The sequence below is a fragment of the Thalassospira sp. UBA1131 genome (genome assembly GCF_002311515.1).
In the GTDB taxonomy this organism is placed as follows: Bacteria; Pseudomonadota; Alphaproteobacteria; order Rhodospirillales; family Thalassospiraceae; genus Thalassospira.
The window spans coordinates 1-18157 of the sequence record NZ_DCAO01000117.1 but is presented as its reverse complement, the minus strand read 5'-3'; the positions used below and the strand labels follow the sequence as shown (position 1 = coordinate 18157).

Below are 18157 nucleotides of genomic sequence, written 5' to 3'. Positions count from 1 at the left end.
GACGGCTACTATCATTTCGCGGCACGCAACGACGATATGATTGTGTCGTCGGGCTATAACATCGCCGGGCCAGAGGTGGAGGCCGCCTTGCTGGCGCATGCGTCGGTGGCGGAATGTGCGGTTGTTGGCGCCCCCGATGAGGAACGCGGAACGATCGTTCAGGCGCATATTGTCCTGGCAGAAGGGTTTGATGCAACGCCCGATATGGCCAAAGCGCTTCAGGATCATGTAAAAGCGACCATCGCGCCGTTTAAATATCCGCGCTCCGTCGTCTTTATCGAGGCGTTGCCAAAAACCGCGACTGGAAAAATCCAGCGCTTCAGACTGAAACAGGAACCGTCTGCATGACCGACTTTGCCGCCACCAAATCCCTGTTCCATATCCCGGAAGGTGTGATTTACCTTGATGGGAACTCGCTTGGCGTGCTGCCGAAAACGGCGGCCAACCGTGCCAAGGAGATGATCGAACAGGAATGGGGGGAAATGCTTATCCGTGGCTGGAACGATGCCAAATGGATGGAGCAACCCGAACGTGTCGGCAATCTTGTCGCACGTTTGATCGGGGCGGCACCCGGTACTGTGGTGATGGGCGATACCCTGTCGATCAAGGTCTATCAGGCGCTTGCAAGTGCGCTTGAAATGCGCCCGGATCGCAAGGTGATCGTTTCTGACAATGGCAACTTCCCGACTGATCTTTACATGGCAGACGGCCTGATCAAGTCGCTTGATCGTGGTCATGTGCTTAAGATCCCGAACCCCGAGGATGTCGAAAGCCTGATTAACGAAGATTTGGCGGTGCTGATGTTGACCCAGGTGGATTACCGCACGGGCCGCATGCACGACATGAAACGTCTTACCGATCTGGCCCATGCCGCTGGTGCGTTGGTGATCTGGGATTTGGCGCATTCGGCCGGGGCGGTGCCGGTTGATCTGGCGGGATGCAATGCCGATTTCGCTGTGGGCTGCACGTACAAGTATCTGAATGGTGGTCCCGGTGCGCCGGCCTTTATTTATGTGCGACCGGATCATGCCAAGACTGCCCGTCCGGCACTTTCGGGCTGGTTGGGGCACGCAGCCCCCTTTGCCTTTGATCCCGATTATACCCCGGCTGCGGATGTATCGCGTATGCGCGTGGGAACGCCGCCTGTCATTCAGATGACCGTGTTGGAAGAAGCCATGAAGGCATGGGACGGCGTTGACATGGCCGATATCCGCAAACGCAGTATCGAGCTGTGTGAACAATTCATCGCCGGGGTCGAGGCAAATTGTCCGATGCTGGAGCTGGCAAGCCCGCGCCATCCCGAAGAACGTGGATCGCAGGTGTCGTTCAAGTTTGATCAGGGCTATGCCGTCATGCAGGCCTTGATTGCGCGCGGTGTGATTGGTGATTTCCGCGCACCGGATGTGATCCGTTTTGGCTTTACCCCGCTTTATATCGACAAGGGTGATGTTGATGGTGCGGTGAAGATTTTGGCTGAAATCATGGAAACCCGCGCTTGGGACAAGCCGGAATTCCACAAACGCAACGCGGTGACCTGAGATGGCAAAGCAGACCTCGCCATATGATCCAAGCACGGAAGGTGCGCGCACGGATTTCTCCGATCAGATGTCCTATGGAGATTATCTGTCACTTGATGCGATCCTGACGGCTCAGCACCCGCAGTCCGATGCCCATGATGAAATGCTTTTCATCATTCAGCACCAGACGTCCGAGCTTTGGATGAAGCTTGCCATTCGCGAAATCAGTGCGGCCCGCAAGGCGATCCATGGTGGTGATCTGCGCCCGGCGTTCAAGATGCTGGCGCGTGTGTCGCGCATTTTCGAACAGCTTAACAACGCATGGGATGTCCTGCGCACCATGACGCCAAGCGACTATACGACGTTTCGCGATGCGCTTGGCCCGTCATCGGGGTTTCAGTCCTATCAGTATCGCCAGATCGAATTCATGCTGGGCAATCGCAACCACGCGATGTTGCGTCCGCATGCGCACCGCGAAGACATCACGGAAATGCTCAAGGCGGAGCTGGCAACACCAAGCCTTTATGACGAAGCCCTTTGCTTGCTGCATGCAGAGGACGGGATTGAGGTGCCAGCCGATGTGCTTAACCGTGATGTGTCGGCACCCTATGCGGCGAATGATGCGGTGATCGCCGCCTGGCAAAAGGTTTACAGCGATCCGGGGAAATACTGGTCGCTTTATGAATTGGCGGAAAAGCTGGTCGATTTCGAAGACTATTTCCGGCGATGGCGCTTTAACCATGTCACGACGGTCGAACGCGTGATCGGGTTCAAGCGTGGCACTGGCGGCACGGGAGGCGTCAGTTACCTGAAGAAAATGTTGGAAGTAGAACTGTTTCCGGAACTCTGGCGGGTTAGAACTGCGCTTTGAGGATGGACGGACCGGATGCAAATACTGCAAAATCAGGGGCAGGCATCAGGTTCACTAAAACCGTGACGCATAAAGACATAAATGTCGCGGGATCAACGTGTTGCTAAATGAAAAATTGTATAAACACGGAGGCTTAAATGAAGGGTATTAAGACAACCATCGCAGCAGCTGCTGCTTTGCTTGCAGCCGGAGCTGCGCAGGCAGAGCCGGTCAAGGTGGGTATGATCACCACACTTTCTGGCGGTGGTGCAGGGCTTGGTATTGATGCACGGGACGGCTTTATGCTTGCTGTCAAACAGGCAAACAATCCCGATCTTGAAGTCGTTATCGAAGACGATCAGCGCAAACCTGATATTGCGGTTCAGCTGGCCGATAAAATGATCCAGCAGGACAAGGTTGATGTTCTGACCGGTATCATCTGGTCGAACCTTGCGATGGCGGTTGTGCCGTCTGCTGTGGCTCAGGACAAGTTCTATCTTTCGGTTAACGCTGCACCGTCGCAGCTGGCCGGCAAGGGCTGCAACAAGAACTATTTCAGCGTTTCCTATCAGAACGACAACCTGCATGAAGCAGCCGGTGGCTATGCATCAAGTGCCGGTTATAACAGTGCATTCATCCTTGCGCCGAACTATCCGGCGGGCAAAGATTCCCTGTCGGGCTTCAAACGTTTCTTCCTCGGTGACATCACCGACGAAGTTTACACCAAGCTTGGTCAGACCGATTATGCTGCCGAAATCGCACAGATCCGTGCATCGGGTGCAGAAAGCGTCTTCTTCTTCCTGCCGGGCGGCATGGGCATTGCCTTCATGAAACAGTATGCCCAGTCCGGTGTTGATATCCCGCTGATCGGTCCGGCCTTCTCGATGGATCAGGGTATTCTTGGTGCGGTTGGCGATGATGCGCTTGGCTTCAAGAACACCTCGAACTGGTCAAAAGACATCGACAACGCCACCAACAAGGCGTTCGTTGAAACCTTCCAGGCTGAATATGGTCGTCTGCCGTCGCTTTATGCGTCTTATGGCTTTGACACCGCGAACCTTCTGCTGTCGGCGATGGACAAGGCAAGCGTTTCGGATGCTGATGCATTCCGTGATGCGCTGCGTGCAGCTGACTTCAACTCGGTACGTGGCAAGTTCATCTTTGGCCCGAACCAGCATCCGATCCAGGACATCTATGTCCGTGAAGTCGTCAAAGAAGGCGACGTTCTGACCAACAAGATCATCGGTACGGCGCTGACGGATCACTCTGACGCTTATGCGTCGGAATGCTCGATGTAATAAAGAGCTGACAAGAGGCCGGGGGCCGGTTTCGATTTTGTAATTGGCCCCCGACCACCTTGTGACGGAGTTTCCAATAATGTTCTCTCTTTTTCTGGAGCAGCTGTTAAACGGCCTTCAGTCCGGGGTGATGCTGTTTTTGATGGCATCGGGGCTGACGCTGGTTTTCGGTGTGATGGGGCTGATTAATCTTGCCCATGGCTCCCTTTATATGATCGGTGCGTTTGCCTGTGCGGCTGTGGCGGCATGGACCGGGTCTTTCTGGCTGGGGCTTGTCGCCAGTCTGATGGCGGCTGCCATTGCCGGTGCACTGGTCGAAATGTTGATTATCCGCCGTCTTTATAACCGTGATCACCTTGATCAGGTTCTGGCGACTTTTGCGCTTATTTTGATATTTTCCGAAGGCACCCGCTGGATTTTCGGATCCTTCCCGCTGTTTTTAAGTGTGCCTGATTTCCTGACCGGCACTGTTATCCTGCCGGGCGGATCGCAATACCCGCTTTTCCGTTTGGCTATTATTGTCGCCGGGCTTGCTGTTGCGGTCGGTTTGTTCCTGCTGATCGGCAAAACCCGTCTTGGCATCCGCATCCGCGCGGGCGAGGCTGACCGTGGCATGATCGCGGCCCTTGGTGTCGATATTGATCGTCTTTACACCATTGTATTTGCCCTTGGGGCTGCGTTGGCCGGGCTTGCCGGTGCATTTGTCGGCACGACCCAGTCGGTTCAGGTTGGCATGGGCGAACCGGTTCTTATTTTGGCCTTTGTCGTGATCGTCATTGGCGGCATCGGTTCCATTAAAGGCGCGTTGGTCGGCTCCTTGCTGGTTGGGTTTACCGACACGATGGGGCGTTTCCTGTTGCCGCATGCTTTTGCGACCTTCCTTGATCCGTCAAGTGCCACGGCGATTGGCTCGGCACTGGCATCCATGTTGATTTATATCGTGATGGCGCTGGTTCTGTTCCTGCGGCCAAGCGGTCTGTTCGGGGCGACTTCCTGATGACCATGAACCGCGAGTTTCTGATTAATTCCATCCTTGCGATTGCGCTGATCGCCGTTCCGCTGATCGCGCTTGGCATGGATGAACCATTCATCATCACCCTGGCCACCAAGGTCGCGATCTTTGCCATGGCGGGTGTCGGGCTTAACCTTGTGCTGGGCTATGGCGGGCTTGTGTCGTTCGGGCATGCGGCGTTCTTTGGTATTGGCGGTTATGCGGCCGGTATCCTTGCCAGCCATGCGCTGAACTATGAACCGATCATGGAAAGCCCGTTCCTGATCGAAGGCACAACTCAGATGATCGTCATCTGGATTGTCGCCCTGATCGTTTCGGCACTGGTGGCGCTGGTGATCGGTGCGATCACGCTGCGCACCAGCGGGGTCTATTTCATCATGATCACGCTGGCCTTTGCGCAGATGATCTATTACTTCGCGATCTCCTGGCCGGCCTATGGTGGGGAAGACGGGTTGTCGATCTATGTGCGCAATGGCTTTCCGGGGATCAACACCCTTGATCCGATCAGCTTCTTTGCCCTTTGTGCCGTGATGCTGGCGATTGCGATGGTGTTTTCGGCCGTTCTGATCCGCTCGCGCTTTGGTCTTGCCCTTCAGGGCGCGCGTCAGAACCCCCAACGCATGACGGCGGTTGGTATTGCACCGTTTCGCATTCGACTGGTGGCGTTTGTGATTTCGGCGATGATCACCGCCCTTGCCGGTGCGCTTTATGCTGATCTCAACCGTTTTGTCAGCCCGACAATGCTGTCCTGGCATATGTCAGGTGAAATCATGGTGTTTGTCATTTTGGGTGGGGTCGGGCGTTTGTTTGGCCCGCTTGCCGGTGCTGCCCTTTACATCATTCTGGAACATCTTCTGGGCGGTGTCTGGGAATTCTGGCAGTTGCCATTGGGCGTTCTGTTGTTGCTGGTCGTGCTGTTTGCGCGCGGTGGTCTTGTCGGTGTCCTGGCGGGGGAGCGTAAACATGTCTGATGCCATTCTTTCGCTTTCTGATGTCACCAAGCAGTTCGGGTCGCTTCTGGCCAGTGACAGTGTCACGCTGGATCTGCGGCCGGGCGAAATTCATGCGCTCATCGGTCCGAATGGGGCGGGCAAATCCACCCTGATCAAACAGATCGCGGGCGAGATTAAATCTGATCGTGGCGATATCCATTTCAACGGTCAGAACATCAACGCGCTTGATGCGGTGGCACGATCCCGCATGGGGCTGGCCCGAACGTTTCAGGTGTCATCATTGATGCCGGAATTCTCCGTCCTGCAGAACGTCATGCTGGCGCGTCAATCGGTCAGCGGCAAAGTGTTCCGTTTCTTCAAGCCGGTGCTGGGTGACAAGTCGCTGGTTGATCCGACGATGGCACAGCTTGAACGGGTTGGCTTGGCTGACCGGGCGCAAATGCGCGCCGCTGATATTTCGCACGGGGAACGTCGCCAGCTTGAAATGGCGGTCGCGCTTGCCCTGGAACCCAAGGCGTTTCTTTTGGATGAACCGATGGCCGGTATGGGGCCGGAAGGTTCCAAACGTCTGACCGGGTTCCTTGATGGTTTGCGCGGACAGGCACCGATCCTTCTGGTCGAACATGACATGGATGCGGTCTTTGCGCTGGCAGACCGAATTTCGGTTCTGGTCTATGGCCGGATCATTGCGACCGGCACGGTGGACGAAATCCGCGGCAATGATGATGTCAAACGTGCCTATCTCGGGGAGGAAGCCTGATATGACTGCACTTCTCGAACTTAGTGGCGTTACCGCGTTTTATGGCGCGTCACAGGCCCTGTTTGGCATTGATTTGTCTCTGAACGAAGGCGAGGCCGTCGCCCTTATGGGCCGTAACGGCATGGGCAAAACCACCACCATCAAGACCATCTGTCGCATGATGGAACATCGTGATGGTTCGATCCGCTTTGCCGGGCAGGATCTGGCAAAGATGCCCTCGCACAAGGCGGCCCGCCTTGGTCTTGGGCTGGTGCCCGAAGGACGCCGGTGCTTTGCCCAACTGAGCGTAACCGAAAACCTGATTGCTGCCGCCCGTCCGGGCGAATGGGATTTTGACCGTGTGGCGGGACTATTCCCGCGTCTGGCCGAACGCCGTGATCAAAAGGCCATGACCCTTTCGGGCGGTGAACAACAGATGCTGGCGATCGGCCGGGCGCTGATGACCAACCCGCGTTTGCTGATCCTTGATGAAGCAACCGAGGGACTGGCACCGGTTGTGCGTCAGGAAATCTGGGCGGCGATCAATCAGCTTAAACAATCGGGGCTGACGATCCTTGTGGTTGATAAATCGCTTAAGGAACTTTCAGGTGTCGCGGATCGCTATGTGATTGTCGAAAAGGGCATCACAGCCTGGAGTGGGGCGGTGAATGAGCTGACCGACGATCTTGCTGACCGGTATCTGGGGGTCTGACATGGCGGCATTCACCTATGTTCAGAAAGTTATGTTCCAACATTGCGATCCGGCGGGGATTGTTTTCTATCCCCGCTATTTCGAGATGGTGAATGCCACGGTCGAGGAATGGTTTGATCAGGTCATCGGGTTCGGATTTCCGACCATGCATGGTCCGATGAAGGTTGCCGTTCCAACAGCGGCACTCAGTGTCGCGTTTACTGCGCCAAGCAAACTTGGCGATGTTTTGGAATTCTGTCTGATCCCGACCCGGATCGGACGTTCCAGTTTAGAGCTGGAAATCACCGCACGATCAGGTGCCGAGCAACGCCTGAAAACAACGGTCACCCTGGTCTTTACGAAACACGGGGCCGGAAAGTCAGTGGCATGGCCAGATGATTTGCGTGCCAAAATCGAAAAAGAAATCAATCAAGTGGTAGAAAACAATGCATAAAATCATTCAGCCGGACGGATGGAAACAGCCCAAGGGATATGCCAACGGCGTCTTGGCCGATGGTGCCCGCCTTTACATCGGTGGCCAGATTGGCTGGAACGAAGATCAGGTCTTTGTTGCCAAGGACTTTGTCGGCCAGATGGAACAGGCGCTTAAAAACATTGTCGCCGTTCTGGAAGCCGCGGGCGGCAAGCCCGAACACATTGCCCGCCTGACATGGTATGTCACGGATAAAAAGGAATATCTCGCCCATCAGCGCGAAGTCGGTCAGGCCTATCAACGCGTTCTTGGCAAGCATTTCCCGGCGATGACTATGGTTGTGGTCAAGGAACTCGTCGAAGACGAAGCACTGGTCGAGATCGAAGCAACCGCCGCCATCCCATCCTGATCAGGCATCAGGGCATGACGTAACAAAAAAGGGCAGCACATCGCGTGCTGCCCTTTTTGCTGATCAGCTTACCGAAAGGTAATTTCTAATTGCCTTCCGGGGCACTCGTTCCGAGGTTCTCGGGCGAGAAGATGTTGTTGCCAAACGGGCTCGGTGCCGATGCACCACCCTCATCACCGCCAAGTGGACCAAGGTTCGGCATGGTCGGGGCTGGTACGGCCTGTTGTGGTGTGTTGATCGATTGTTGTTCCATCAACTGCTGTTGCAGGGCGCGCTTTTCTTCAAGGACTTGCGCCGTGCAGACACTGGAATCATGGTTCTGGATAAACAGAACCGCGGCAAGTGTCAGAACCCCCAAAATCACAGCCACCGTTCCCGGATGGGTCGCGATCTTCAGGGCCGGGCGGTCGGCAATCACATGGGCCCAGCCCTTGGTGTAATAGCGATTGCGACATTCATAAATGATCGCCCCGATCAGCGTGATAGCGATGATAATCACCGCAACAGCCGAGATTGACGGATCAAGACCATACCGCACCTTCGATGACAGAACCGTGGTGAAGGTGCTGCTTGAAACAATCGTAAACACGGTGGTGTTGTAGTTTTCAAGCGATGCCAGAAACGCAAGAACCGTGGCCGAACCAATCGCCGGCGCCATGAAGGGCAAAAGCACTTTGACAAATGCCTGCGTTGGTGTGGCCCCCATATCAAGGGCCGCCTCGGTCAGCGTGGTGTCAAACCGCTGAATACGTGACAGGAACACCAGCATCGAATAAGCGGCGATAAAGGTCACCTGACCAAAGATGGTCAGGAACGTTCCGTCATAAAAGAAGCTCTCATACGGTGCATTGAAAAGGGTGCCAATCCTGTCCCAGAAAATCAGGGTCGAAAGACCGATGACAACGCCGGGCACGAGAATGGGCGCAATGAAGATCGTATAAAGGGCTGCGCGTAATTTGGGCCCAACCTGTGAAAGCGTGATTGCGGCTGCCAGACCAATTGGAATTGCAACACAAACAACGCCCACCCCGATCAAAAGCGAATTACCAAGTCCGGAAAGAAGCTTGTCATCGCTGGCAAGCTTGCCAAACCAGTCGGTGGTAAAACACTCCCACGGCGAGACACGTGGGAAGGTCGATGAGTTGAACGCAGTGATCACCATAATGATCAGCGGCCCGAATAGATAGGCAAAGAACAGGGTCAGGTACAGACCGGGGATCAATGCAGTCGGGGATTTCATCTTCATTGTTTGATCTCCCCGATCGATACCTTGAACAGGCGCATCACCAGCAAAACAAGCGCGATACAGACAATCAGCAGAACCATCGCATAGGCCGACCCACGCGGCCAGTTGCCGCCGGAGTTAAACCATTGATAGACCAGCTGCGTGAACCAAAGGTTCGATGGGCCTCCCAAAATCTGTGGTGCGGCAAGTGCGCCGGACGTCAGCATGAAGACCATGGTCATGCCCGATGCAATGCCCGGCTTGGCATAGGGAATGACAACCTTGGCATGGACCTGCCACCAGTTGGCCCCCATGTCACGCGCGGCTTCGATCTGATTGCGATCAAGGCTTTCAATCGCGTTATAAAGCGGGAAGATCATCAAAAGGATGTAGGCATAAGCCAACCCGGCATAGAGCGCGACATCCTGACGGATAAAGTCAATCGGCGTATCCCAAAGTCCAAGCCCCATGCCGGTTTCATTGATCACACCAGTCGCACCAAACAGAATGCGAAACGCAAAGGCACGCAGGATTTCATTGATCCAGTACGGCACAATGAGGGCCAGCACCAGTAACCGCGCCTTGGCGCCGGTCGATGATTTGGCCAGCACAAAGGCAACCGGGTAACAGATGATCAAATCGAACACTGTGACAAACACGGCCGCAAGCAGCGTTTTGAACAGAATGCCGATATCAAGGGTGTTTAACCCGTCGGATGCACCACTTCCCTGGAAGAAATATCGATATTGATCAAGGGTATAAACGTCTTCCGGGCCGCCAATTTTGGCCGGTGGCAGGTTAAAGCGGAACGAATAATCCAGCATGGTCAGTTGCGGCAGGATGATCAAAATGAATACCCAAAGGCTGACCGCAAGCATCAGATAGATCGAGACCGCCATCCCGTTGCGTCTGACAAGGTCGTAAAAAAGATCACGCATGATACGGGCCCCCTTACGCGCTGGCCAATTCGCCCGGTTTGAGCGCAATGCCCATTTCCGGTGCGAAATCGAGTTTGACCGGGGCATTGGCATCAATCGCGTTGGTGCCATCATTGATCAGCGAAAGCTTAAGGTCCGTGCCACTCGCATTCATCACGATATGGCGCATATTGCCTTCGAACTCTTCGGTGACGAAGTTGGTTTCGAACTGATTGATAGCACTATCGTCTTTCGAAAGCCTGAGCGCTTCGGGACGCACAAAAAGATGGCAGGCATCACCGGGCGCAAGGGCAGGCCCCCCCGCCGGATGGTTTTCGACCGTAAAGGGGGTGCCGAGACCGGCATCGATTTTCATTGTCTTGCCGTCATTGGACAAAACCGTGCCATCAAGCACATTGTTTTCACCGACAAATGACGCGACAAAGCTTGTCGTCGGGTGATCATAGATCGCCTTGCCATCGCCGATCTGTTCGATCTTGCCCTTGTTCATTACGGCAATGCGGTCTGACATGGTCAGTGCCTCACCCTGATCATGGGTGATGTAGATAAAGGTCAGGCCGACCTGCTTTTGAATGGCGCGCAATTCAGTGCGCATGTGTTGACGCAGTTTAAGATCAAGGGCCGACAACGGTTCATCAAGAAGCAGGATATCTGGTTCAACCGCAAGGGCGCGGGCAATCGCCACACGCTGTTTCTGACCACCTGAAAGTTCGCTGACTTTCTTGTCGCCCTGACCAGGCAGGGCAATCAGTTCAAGCAACTCATCGGCACGTTTGCGCCGGGTTTTCTTGTCCACGCCACGCACTTCAAGCGGGAAGGCGATGTTATCAGCGACCGAACGCAACGGGAAAAGCGCAAGGTTCTGAAAAATAAGCGCGGTGGGACGTTTGTTCGGGCCAACGCCGCGCATGTCCTGACCACCGATTTTGACCTTGCCGCGTGTTGGTTCCTGAAAACCGGAAATACAGCGAAGAAGTGTTGTCTTGCCACAGCCCGACGGGCCAAGGAATGAAAAGAACTCGCCACCCGCGATGTTCAGATTTGCTTTATGGACAGCGGTGAATTCGCCGAACTCTACCCAGACATGCTCAAGCGAAATTTCTTTGGTCATAGAACTGACAACCCCCTGAAAACGTCAAAGCCCGTTCGCCCGCAAAGACAGGCGATACCGGAATTATTGTTGTTTGAAATGAATCGGCCCTAGGATCATGTCCCTGGAAACCCAAAAAGGGCGACACGCGCAAAGTCGTGCCGCCCCAAAGATCGGAATCAGGCGCTTTCGAAGCGGTTCACATATTCGGTACGCATGTCGGCATACCACTGCGGTTCAGACGGCCACGGGTTGAGGTTGGCCAGTGCTTCGCCCGGATAGGCATCGGCAAAGTTCTTGGCATAAGCTTCGCCAGCAAACTTGTCAGCACCCAGAACCGGGGAGTTGTAACCGTGATGGTCAATTGCCTCACCTGCCAGTTCCGGCATGTAGGCATATTTGATGAACTCATAAGCCTGTTCGATGTTTTCAGCACCGGTCGGCAGGGCAAGGCCATCGACCCATGCCAGCGCACCTTCTTTCGGCGCGCGATACATGACAGGTTCACCAGCCGTTTTAAGCGCAAGCGGCGGGCCATCCCAGGTCTGACCAACAATGACGCCTTCGTTCAGAAGACCGTTCTTCTGGGTATCGGCATCGTTCCAGATCAGTTTGATGTTGCCTTTACGCGCGATGCACCATTCGGTGATCTTTTCCCAAACCGGGCGCATTTCTTCTTCGGAGGTGTAGGCTTTCCAGACCGACCCCGGGGCCAGTTCGCCCGTGGTTTCCATGTAAAGACCTGCACCCAGCATCATGGAATGCGCACGGCCCATGGTTTTGCCTGCATTGGCTTCGGACCAGACATCGCCATAAGACGGGAACATGCCGTCTGGCTGGAACATATCGGTACGCCACGCCATGCCTTCGGTGCCCCAGATATGCGGCAGCCAATAGGTGGAGCCTGCCTCAAACGCCCAATCGGTGCTGCCGATCTTGGCCATTGCCGGGTTGACGGCCTCGATGGCGACTTTGGACATATCGAACGGCTGAAGCAGTTCCAGTGCCTTCCACTGAAGGGCACGGTTGTTGGTCGGCGATACGATATCAAAGCCGCGACCTTTGGAAGCCTTCATCTTGTTGATGATTTCCTCGTTCGAGCCGATGCCGGTGTAATTCACCTTGATGCCCGTTGCATCGGTAAACGATTTGAGGAATGTCTCTGGCAGATAATCAGACCACATCAAAATGTTGATTTCGCCAGAGGATGCGAGTGCTTTTCTGCTGATAATTGCAGGCATTGCAAGTGCCGAACCGGCGGCAAGCGAACCTTTAAGAAGTGTGCGCCGGTTAAGTTTCGGGCCGGAAGTGAACTTGGTCATCCGTATGTCTCCTGATAGCCGGGATTTTTCCCTTATGTGCGGCGCACCATGCGCCTCCCTGGTGGACATAACTTCCCTGAACCGACCGCATTATGATCGCGGTTCTTGTTCCTGCTTTACCGCATTGACAAAATGGTATATCTGCCGGTTACTCTAGTAATAGAGCCACAAGGCAAAAACTATGGTGCCACGCCGGTTAACGTGCTGCAGTGCCGAATAAAAGGGGCATAACCGATGCTCGACATTCGACTTGAGGATCCGGCAATTGCTGGTCAAACCCTGCAGCAACAGCTGCATCAGGGCCTCGTCGATGCGATTCTTGAAGGTCGGTTGCCGTCGCTTGAACCCTTGCCGTCGACCCGCGATCTGGCATCCGCCCTTAAGGTGTCGCGCAATACGGTGGTGCTGGTTTATCAGCGCCTGCTCGATGATGGATACCTGACCGCCGTCTGGCGGCGCGGGCATTTCGTCAATGAGCAATATATCCGCCAGCAACTGCGCCTGAGTGTGGATACGCGGACCGCCTCGCTGTTTACCAAGGAACGCGATCCCGATTTGTGGCGACGCCATTTGCAGTTCCGCCCGACCGAGGCGCGCAATATCGTCAAACCGGCCAACTGGCGGGATTTTCCCTATCCGTTCATTTACGGCCAGGTTTCACCGGACAAAACCACCATTTCGCGCTGGCGCGATTCCATGCGGCTGGCCGGGTCACTTGCCCATTCGCAAAGCTGGGTCGGCGATCAGGTCGATATGGATGACCCGCAACTTCTTGAGCAGATCATCACTCGCATTCTGCCCCACCGTGGTTTGCGCGCCCATCCGGAACAGTTGCTGATTACCATTGGTGCGCAAAACGCGCTGTTTCTGGTCGGGCAACTTCTGGCAGGGCGGGGCAGGACAGTTGGCGTCGAAGATCCGGGCTATGTCGATGCGCGCAATATTTTTGCCTCGACCGGGGCTGATATTTGCCCGCTTCCGATTGACAGCGAAGGTCTTGCCAACTCATCCGTGCTGTCGAAGTGCGATATGGTCTACACCACGCCATCGCACCAATGCCCCACCAGTGTCACCATGTCATTGGATCGTCGTCTTCAGCTTGTTGAACGGGCGCGCAAGGATGACTTCATCCTGGTCGAGGACGATTACGAGCATGAGCTGAATTATCTTGGTCATCAGCGCGCCGCCCTTAAAAGCTACGATAATTCCGGGCATATCATCTATATCGGCAGTCTGACCAAGCTGATGTTCCCTGGCTTGCGGATTGGTTACATCCTTGCCGACAGTGAACTGATCAAGGAATTACGTGCGCTGCGTCGCCTGAATTACCGCCACCCATCTGCACAGGATCAGCGGGCCATGGCCTTGTTCATCGGTGAAGGACATCTGGACTCACACCTGCGCCGGACGCGTGATCGCCTATCGGAAAAGTGGCAATTGATGCAAAACGAAATTTCCCGACAATTACCCGAATTGAATGTCACCCCGACCACGGGCGGGTCGGCAGTTTGGGTTAAGCTGCCCGACAATATCGATGCATGGGCCGTCCATCGCGAAGCCGCCAAACGCGGCGTTCTGGTCGAACCGGGCGATGTGCATTATTTCGATCCCGATCGCGCACCGCGTGATCGCCTCAGACTTGGGTTTGCCGTGATTGAACGCGATCAGATTGCGCCCGGCATTACTCAGTTGCGCAATGCCGTCATGGCGGTGATTGCTGAAAACAGGAAAGGGACCGCCGCACAGTAAACTGCATGGCGATCCCTTCATCCCGACCCCACTCCCCCGAGATCGGATCTGTCCCCGGCAAAGCAGATTAGATCGGTGAACCAAGTACCTTCTGCAGGATGGCTACCATATCGTCGATGTCCTGTTCGGTGCTGACGAACGCGGGCGCGAAAATGATTGCATCGCCGGTTGCCTTGACGTGAAGGCCTTCGTCAAACAGTGCACGCTGTGCCCAGCTGCCTTTTGCACCCGGCGCATCACCGGGGGTTAGCTGAATACCCGACATCATACCATAGCCGCGAAGATCGCTGACATGGGGCAGGTTGCGCAGGCCAAACACGCCATCAAGGAAGTGCGAAGACAATTCGTTGGCACGTTCAAACAATTTGTCCTTGGCATAGATATCAAGCGCTGCGATCCCGGCCGCACAGGCCACCGGATGGGCGGAATAGGTATAGCCATGGAAGAATTCCGGGCGGTCCGCATCGCCAGCAGCCTCAAAGACAGCCGCCTGAATTTCGGCACTGGTGGCAACAGCACTCATGGGAATAGCGCCGTTGGTCAGTGCCTTGGCCATGGTGATCAGGTCCGGCTTGACTGCGAATGCCTGGGAGGCGAAAGCAGAACCTGTTCGGCCAAAACCGGTAATCACTTCGTCAAATACCAGCAGGATGCCGTATTTGTCGCAAATTGCGCGAAGTTTCTCGAGATAGCCTTTGGGTGGCACGATGGTGCCAATCGATCCGGCAATCGGTTCGACAAAGACCGCGGCAATGGTATCGCCGCCATAGGTCTTGCAGATTTCTTCAAGATCGTTGGCCAGATCGGCATCGGTTTCCGGCTGACCGCGGGTGAATTTTTGTTCTTCGGTCCATGTGTGACGCATATGCACGACATCACAGGTAATCCCCGAAAAATCACGACGGTTATTGACCATCCCCGCAAGCGACGTACCGCCAAGGTTCACCCCGTGATAGCCCCATGCCCGCGATACAAAACGGGTGCGCTGGGCATTGCCGGTCGCACGGTGATAGGCCAGACACATCTTCATTGCGGTATCAACCGCCTCGGAACCCGATCCGGCAAAGAACACGCGATCAAGCCCGTCTGGCAGAATACCGGCCAGCTTTTCGGCAAATTCAAAGGACACAGGGGCGGCGCGCTGGAAATGCGGTGAATAATCCAGCGTGCTGAGTTGCTTATAAACCGCATCGGCGATTTCCGGGCGTCCATGACCGGCCGCACAGCAAAACAGACCCGACGAACCATCCAGAATTTCACGGCCTTCCGGGGTCCAGTATTTCACACCTTCTGCCTTGGCAAACATCTGCGGTTCTTCGTGAAACAGACGGTTGTTGGTGAAAGGCATCCAATGGTTGGTCATGTTCGGCTTGACGGACACGTTCATGCTGGCTCCTGTCGGCAAGAGTGTGGGGCGGAAATCTTATGCTGCTAGCTAAACCCGTCCCCTCGCATGGCGTTAGTGCCAGAACTCGATAATATTTAGGTCCAGATCGCTATGTGGCTCCATCAAAAGGGACGATGTGGCTCTATTGCCGACGCCATCAGTGGCGTAATTCAGGTCTGTAACAACGAGGAATTCCATGGAACTGATCTTGTCTGGCATGGTCGTCGCGGTTGCCGCCCTGTTTCGTGGCGTCACCGGATTTGGCTTCGCACTGCTGGCAGCACTTGGTCTGTCAAGCTTGCTGGCCCGGGCAACGGCAACGCCGATCATTCTGATCATTGATATTGTTCTGACCGGCTTGATCCTGCGCGATTTTGATCGGGCCAAGGTCGACTGGCGGGCTTGTTCGATCCTGCTGACTTTTGGGCTTTTCGGGGCGGTACTTGGCCCTTATGTCGCCTTTGCACTTGATGATCAGACCATCCGGATTGCCACCAATCTTGCGATTGCGGTGGCGGCACTGGTTGCCATGTTGCACCATCCGCCAAAATGGATGGGACATTTTGTCATCGGGGCACTTCTGGCCTGTTCGGTCGGTATCCTGATGTCGGGCTTTGCCGTTGGCGGGCCGTTGGTTGCCGCCTGGCTTTTGGCCGGTGGCACGCAGGATGTCCGGGTGCGCAACACGCTTGCGATCTATTTCGGTGCGGTCGATGTACTGGGATTTGTCACCCGGGCGGCCGCGGGCATGTTGCCCGATAATTTCATCTCACTTGTCTTGCCGTTGCTGGTGATTGCCATGATCGCCTATTTCCCCGGCGAGATGATCTATCGCCGGATGTCGGCAACCACCTGGCGGCGTGTTTGTGCCATCAGCCTCGTTCTTATCGCCATTATCGGTGTCGCTCAGACCATCGCACTTGGTCTGTAAGACAATTACCATCTACTCACACCACCGGAGATCCCCATGACCAAAACAGCACTCATTACCGGCGCAACTTCTGGCTTTGGCGCGGCAACGGCCCGGCGTTTTGTCAAGGAAGGCTGGAAAGTCATCGTAACCGGCAGGCGTGCCGAACGGCTTGACGCCCTTGTCGATGAACTCGGTGGTGCATCGGTTGCCCATGCACTTTGCTTTGATATTCAGGATGCCGATGCAACCCGGAACGCAATTAACAGCCTTCCGGCGGACTTCGCCGAGATCGATCTTCTGGTTAACAATGCCGGTTTGGCGCTTGGCACTGGTCCGGCACAGGAATGCAATCTGTCTGACTGGATGACGATGATCGACACCAATACCAAGGGCCTGGTCGCCATTACCCGTATTCTGCTTGATAAACTGATCGAACGAAAAGGGGCGATTGTTAATCTGGCCTCCATCGCGTCGAACTGGCCCTATCCGGGCGGGAATGTCTATGGCGCGACCAAGGCGTTCGTTCAGCAATTCTCGCTGGGTATTCGTTGTGATCTTGCAGGAACGGGTGTTCGCGTCACCTCGATCGAGCCGGGGCTTTGTGAAAGCGAATTCACGCTGGTGCGTACCGGTGGCAACAAGGAAGCCTATGACAAGCTTTACGGTGGTGCCGATCCGATCCAGCCCGAAGACATTGCCGAAAGCATCTTCTGGGTGGCGAACTTGCCTTCGCATGTGAATGTCAACTCGCTTGAAGTCATGCCAGTCAGCCAAAGCTGGTCGCCATTTGCCATTCATCGCAAGCAAGCTTGAGCCTATATTTTGCACATCCGTTGGTGAAGGTAACTTCTGCGTTAGAATGAGCTAACCCTCACCAACGGTTTTGCTTTTCTCTTTCCGCTGAACTAAGCTTTTAAAAAAACAAAAAGCATGTTTCATCGGAGGGACATCATGAGATCGACCGTTCTGGGCGCGTCAGATGAGGCAGCGCCGCCTGTCGGCAATGACGCAAGCCATGGCGGGCCGGGGCCTGAATTTGGACCTTGGCTTGAAAAGGCATCCATCCTGATCGTCGATGACGAGCCGGGCATGCGCAATTTCCTTGTCCGTACCCTGGGGCCACGCGCCAAGCGCGTCGAAGAAGCCGCCGATTGCGAAGAAGCCACAGCCCTTCTTGATCAGCACCATTTTGATGTCGTCATCCTTGATAACATCATGCCCGGCAAAAGCGGGGTGGAATGGCTGACCGAACAGCGCGAAATCGGCTTTTTCTCCGACGCCATCCTGATGACGGCCTATGCCGATCTTGATACCGCCATCAAGGCGCTGCGTGCCGGTGCGGTCGACTTCGTCCTGAAACCATTTCGCTCCAACCAGATTTTGAACGCGGTGGCGCGCTGTCTGGATCGCATGCGGCTGCGCCGTGAAAACCATGTGCTGCGCCACGAATTGCGCGCAACGTCTGATCATGTGTTGCTGCGCGATAAGCTGATTGGCTATTCTCCGCAAATTCAGGAAATCCGTGAAACCATTGCCCGCGTGGCACCCCTTCCGACATCCATTCTGATTTCGGGGGAAAGTGGTACGGGCAAGGAAGTCACTGCACGTTCGCTGCATGCGCTTTCTGATCG

General features: G+C 55.1%; 19 protein-coding genes. 14 read left to right on the top strand and 5 right to left on the bottom strand.

Annotated features, from left to right (window positions below; genetic code table 11):
* The 10 genes from B3Z49_RS19920 to B3Z49_RS19875 all read left to right on the top strand — a co-directional run.
* Positions 1 to 348, top strand: a 348-nt coding sequence (locus B3Z49_RS19920) for an AMP-binding enzyme (RefSeq protein WP_414716273.1), incomplete at its 5' end; no start/stop codon positions are given.
* Entirely contained in the window at positions 345 to 1538 is a 1194-nt protein-coding gene (gene kynU, locus B3Z49_RS19915; protein ID WP_296994091.1) for a kynureninase, read from the top strand. The genes B3Z49_RS19920 and kynU, both read left to right, overlap by 4 nt.
* Position 1539: 1 nt before the next feature.
* On the top strand, positions 1540 to 2388 hold the full coding sequence (kynA, locus tag B3Z49_RS19910) for a tryptophan 2,3-dioxygenase (protein WP_296994090.1): 849 nt from the start codon (positions 1540 to 1542) through the stop codon (positions 2386 to 2388).
* Between the two features lie 137 nt (positions 2389 to 2525).
* Entirely contained in the window at positions 2526 to 3665 is a 1140-nt protein-coding gene (locus B3Z49_RS19905) for an ABC transporter substrate-binding protein (RefSeq protein WP_120225345.1), read from the top strand.
* A 79-nt stretch (positions 3666 to 3744) separates the two neighbouring features.
* Positions 3745 to 4662: a branched-chain amino acid ABC transporter permease gene (locus tag B3Z49_RS19900; RefSeq protein ID WP_008891972.1), complete on the top strand. Its 918-nt coding sequence runs from the start codon at positions 3745 to 3747 to the stop codon at positions 4660 to 4662.
* Positions 4662 to 5648 carry a branched-chain amino acid ABC transporter permease gene (locus tag B3Z49_RS19895; RefSeq protein WP_296994086.1) on the top strand — a complete coding sequence of 329 codons (987 nt, stop codon included), beginning with the start codon at positions 4662 to 4664 and terminating at the stop codon, positions 5646 to 5648. The genes B3Z49_RS19900 and B3Z49_RS19895 overlap by 1 nt, the downstream gene beginning before the upstream one ends.
* On the top strand, positions 5641 to 6390 hold the full coding sequence (locus tag B3Z49_RS19890) for an ABC transporter ATP-binding protein (RefSeq protein ID WP_296994080.1): 750 nt from the start codon (positions 5641 to 5643) through the stop codon (positions 6388 to 6390). Before B3Z49_RS19895 ends, B3Z49_RS19890 begins: the two co-directional genes overlap by 8 nt.
* A gap of 1 nt (position 6391) precedes the next feature.
* Positions 6392 to 7081 (top strand): ABC transporter ATP-binding protein, encoded by a 690-nt coding sequence (locus B3Z49_RS19885; protein ID WP_120225342.1) that lies wholly within the window; start codon positions 6392 to 6394, stop codon positions 7079 to 7081.
* Position 7082: 1 nt separating this feature from the next.
* Positions 7083 to 7514 (top strand): acyl-CoA thioesterase, encoded by a 432-nt coding sequence (locus tag B3Z49_RS19880; protein ID WP_296994078.1) that lies wholly within the window; start codon positions 7083 to 7085, stop codon positions 7512 to 7514.
* Positions 7507 to 7902, top strand: a complete 396-nt coding sequence (locus tag B3Z49_RS19875; RefSeq protein WP_063090420.1) for a RidA family protein — start codon at positions 7507 to 7509, stop codon at positions 7900 to 7902. The genes B3Z49_RS19880 and B3Z49_RS19875 overlap by 8 nt, the downstream gene beginning before the upstream one ends.
* A gap of 85 nt (positions 7903 to 7987) precedes the next feature.
* Here B3Z49_RS19875 and B3Z49_RS19870 read toward each other — a convergent pair whose 3' ends face one another.
* From B3Z49_RS19870 to B3Z49_RS19855, 4 genes are all read right to left on the bottom strand, one after another.
* The gene (locus B3Z49_RS19870; RefSeq protein ID WP_296994075.1) at positions 7988 to 9148 is read right to left on the bottom strand and encodes an ABC transporter permease; all 1161 of its coding nucleotides are present in this window, start codon (positions 9146 to 9148) and stop codon (positions 7988 to 7990) included.
* The gene (locus B3Z49_RS19865; protein WP_296994072.1) at positions 9145 to 10065 is read right to left on the bottom strand and encodes an ABC transporter permease; all 921 of its coding nucleotides are present in this window, start codon (positions 10063 to 10065) and stop codon (positions 9145 to 9147) included. Before B3Z49_RS19865 ends, B3Z49_RS19870 begins: the two co-directional genes overlap by 4 nt.
* Before the next feature lie 13 nt (positions 10066 to 10078).
* Positions 10079 to 11176 carry an ABC transporter ATP-binding protein gene (locus B3Z49_RS19860; protein ID WP_064789941.1) on the bottom strand — a complete coding sequence of 366 codons (1098 nt, stop codon included), beginning with the start codon at positions 11174 to 11176 and terminating at the stop codon, positions 10079 to 10081.
* A 158-nt stretch (positions 11177 to 11334) separates the two neighbouring features.
* Positions 11335 to 12477, bottom strand: a complete 1143-nt coding sequence (locus tag B3Z49_RS19855; protein ID WP_296994068.1) for a substrate-binding domain-containing protein — start codon at positions 12475 to 12477, stop codon at positions 11335 to 11337.
* 234 nt (positions 12478 to 12711) lie between these two features.
* Between B3Z49_RS19855 and B3Z49_RS19850 the strand changes: the two genes are divergently transcribed.
* Positions 12712 to 14226 carry a PLP-dependent aminotransferase family protein gene (locus B3Z49_RS19850; RefSeq protein WP_296994066.1) on the top strand — a complete coding sequence of 505 codons (1515 nt, stop codon included), beginning with the start codon at positions 12712 to 12714 and terminating at the stop codon, positions 14224 to 14226.
* A 67-nt stretch (positions 14227 to 14293) separates the two neighbouring features.
* On the opposite strand, the gene B3Z49_RS19845 is transcribed toward B3Z49_RS19850, so the two are convergent.
* Positions 14294 to 15613 carry an aminotransferase class III-fold pyridoxal phosphate-dependent enzyme gene (locus B3Z49_RS19845; protein ID WP_064781965.1) on the bottom strand — a complete coding sequence of 440 codons (1320 nt, stop codon included), beginning with the start codon at positions 15611 to 15613 and terminating at the stop codon, positions 14294 to 14296.
* A 196-nt stretch (positions 15614 to 15809) separates the two neighbouring features.
* Here B3Z49_RS19845 and B3Z49_RS19840 point away from each other — a divergent pair, with 196 nt between their 5' ends.
* The 3 genes from B3Z49_RS19840 to B3Z49_RS19830 all read left to right on the top strand — a co-directional run.
* A complete protein-coding gene (locus tag B3Z49_RS19840) occupies positions 15810 to 16544 on the top strand; it encodes a TSUP family transporter (RefSeq protein ID WP_296994062.1) in 735 nt (244 codons plus the stop codon).
* 36 nt (positions 16545 to 16580) lie between these two features.
* The gene (locus B3Z49_RS19835) at positions 16581 to 17339 is read left to right on the top strand and encodes an SDR family oxidoreductase (protein WP_296994060.1); all 759 of its coding nucleotides are present in this window, start codon (positions 16581 to 16583) and stop codon (positions 17337 to 17339) included.
* A 138-nt stretch (positions 17340 to 17477) separates the two neighbouring features.
* Positions 17478 to 18157, top strand: a 680-nt coding sequence (locus B3Z49_RS19830) for a sigma-54-dependent transcriptional regulator (RefSeq protein WP_296994058.1), incomplete at its 3' end; no start/stop codon positions are given.

Bases quoted from the DNA above. Each gene is read 5' to 3' on its own strand.
- kynU (WP_296994091.1), top strand. From the start codon at position 345: ATGACCGACTTTGCCGCCACCAAATCCCTGTTCCATATCCCGGAAGGT.
- kynA (WP_296994090.1), top strand. From the start codon at position 1,540: ATGGCAAAGCAGACCTCGCCATATGATCCAAGCACGGAAGGTGCGCGC.
- B3Z49_RS19905 (WP_120225345.1), top strand. From the start codon at position 2,526: ATGAAGGGTATTAAGACAACCATCGCAGCAGCTGCTGCTTTGCTTGCA.
- B3Z49_RS19900 (WP_008891972.1), top strand. From the start codon at position 3,745: ATGTTCTCTCTTTTTCTGGAGCAGCTGTTAAACGGCCTTCAGTCCGGG.
- B3Z49_RS19895 (WP_296994086.1), top strand. From the start codon at position 4,662: ATGACCATGAACCGCGAGTTTCTGATTAATTCCATCCTTGCGATTGCG.
- B3Z49_RS19890 (WP_296994080.1), top strand. From the start codon at position 5,641: ATGTCTGATGCCATTCTTTCGCTTTCTGATGTCACCAAGCAGTTCGGG.
- B3Z49_RS19885 (WP_120225342.1), top strand. From the start codon at position 6,392: ATGACTGCACTTCTCGAACTTAGTGGCGTTACCGCGTTTTATGGCGCG.
- B3Z49_RS19880 (WP_296994078.1), top strand. From the start codon at position 7,083: ATGGCGGCATTCACCTATGTTCAGAAAGTTATGTTCCAACATTGCGAT.
- B3Z49_RS19875 (WP_063090420.1), top strand. From the start codon at position 7,507: ATGCATAAAATCATTCAGCCGGACGGATGGAAACAGCCCAAGGGATAT.
- B3Z49_RS19870 (WP_296994075.1), bottom strand. From the start codon at position 9,148: ATGAAGATGAAATCCCCGACTGCATTGATCCCCGGTCTGTACCTGACC.
- B3Z49_RS19865 (WP_296994072.1), bottom strand. From the start codon at position 10,065: ATGCGTGATCTTTTTTACGACCTTGTCAGACGCAACGGGATGGCGGTC.
- B3Z49_RS19860 (WP_064789941.1), bottom strand. From the start codon at position 11,176: ATGACCAAAGAAATTTCGCTTGAGCATGTCTGGGTAGAGTTCGGCGAA.
- B3Z49_RS19855 (WP_296994068.1), bottom strand. From the start codon at position 12,477: ATGACCAAGTTCACTTCCGGCCCGAAACTTAACCGGCGCACACTTCTT.
- B3Z49_RS19850 (WP_296994066.1), top strand. From the start codon at position 12,712: ATGCTCGACATTCGACTTGAGGATCCGGCAATTGCTGGTCAAACCCTG.
- B3Z49_RS19845 (WP_064781965.1), bottom strand. From the start codon at position 15,613: ATGAACGTGTCCGTCAAGCCGAACATGACCAACCATTGGATGCCTTTC.
- B3Z49_RS19840 (WP_296994062.1), top strand. From the start codon at position 15,810: ATGGAACTGATCTTGTCTGGCATGGTCGTCGCGGTTGCCGCCCTGTTT.
- B3Z49_RS19835 (WP_296994060.1), top strand. From the start codon at position 16,581: ATGACCAAAACAGCACTCATTACCGGCGCAACTTCTGGCTTTGGCGCG.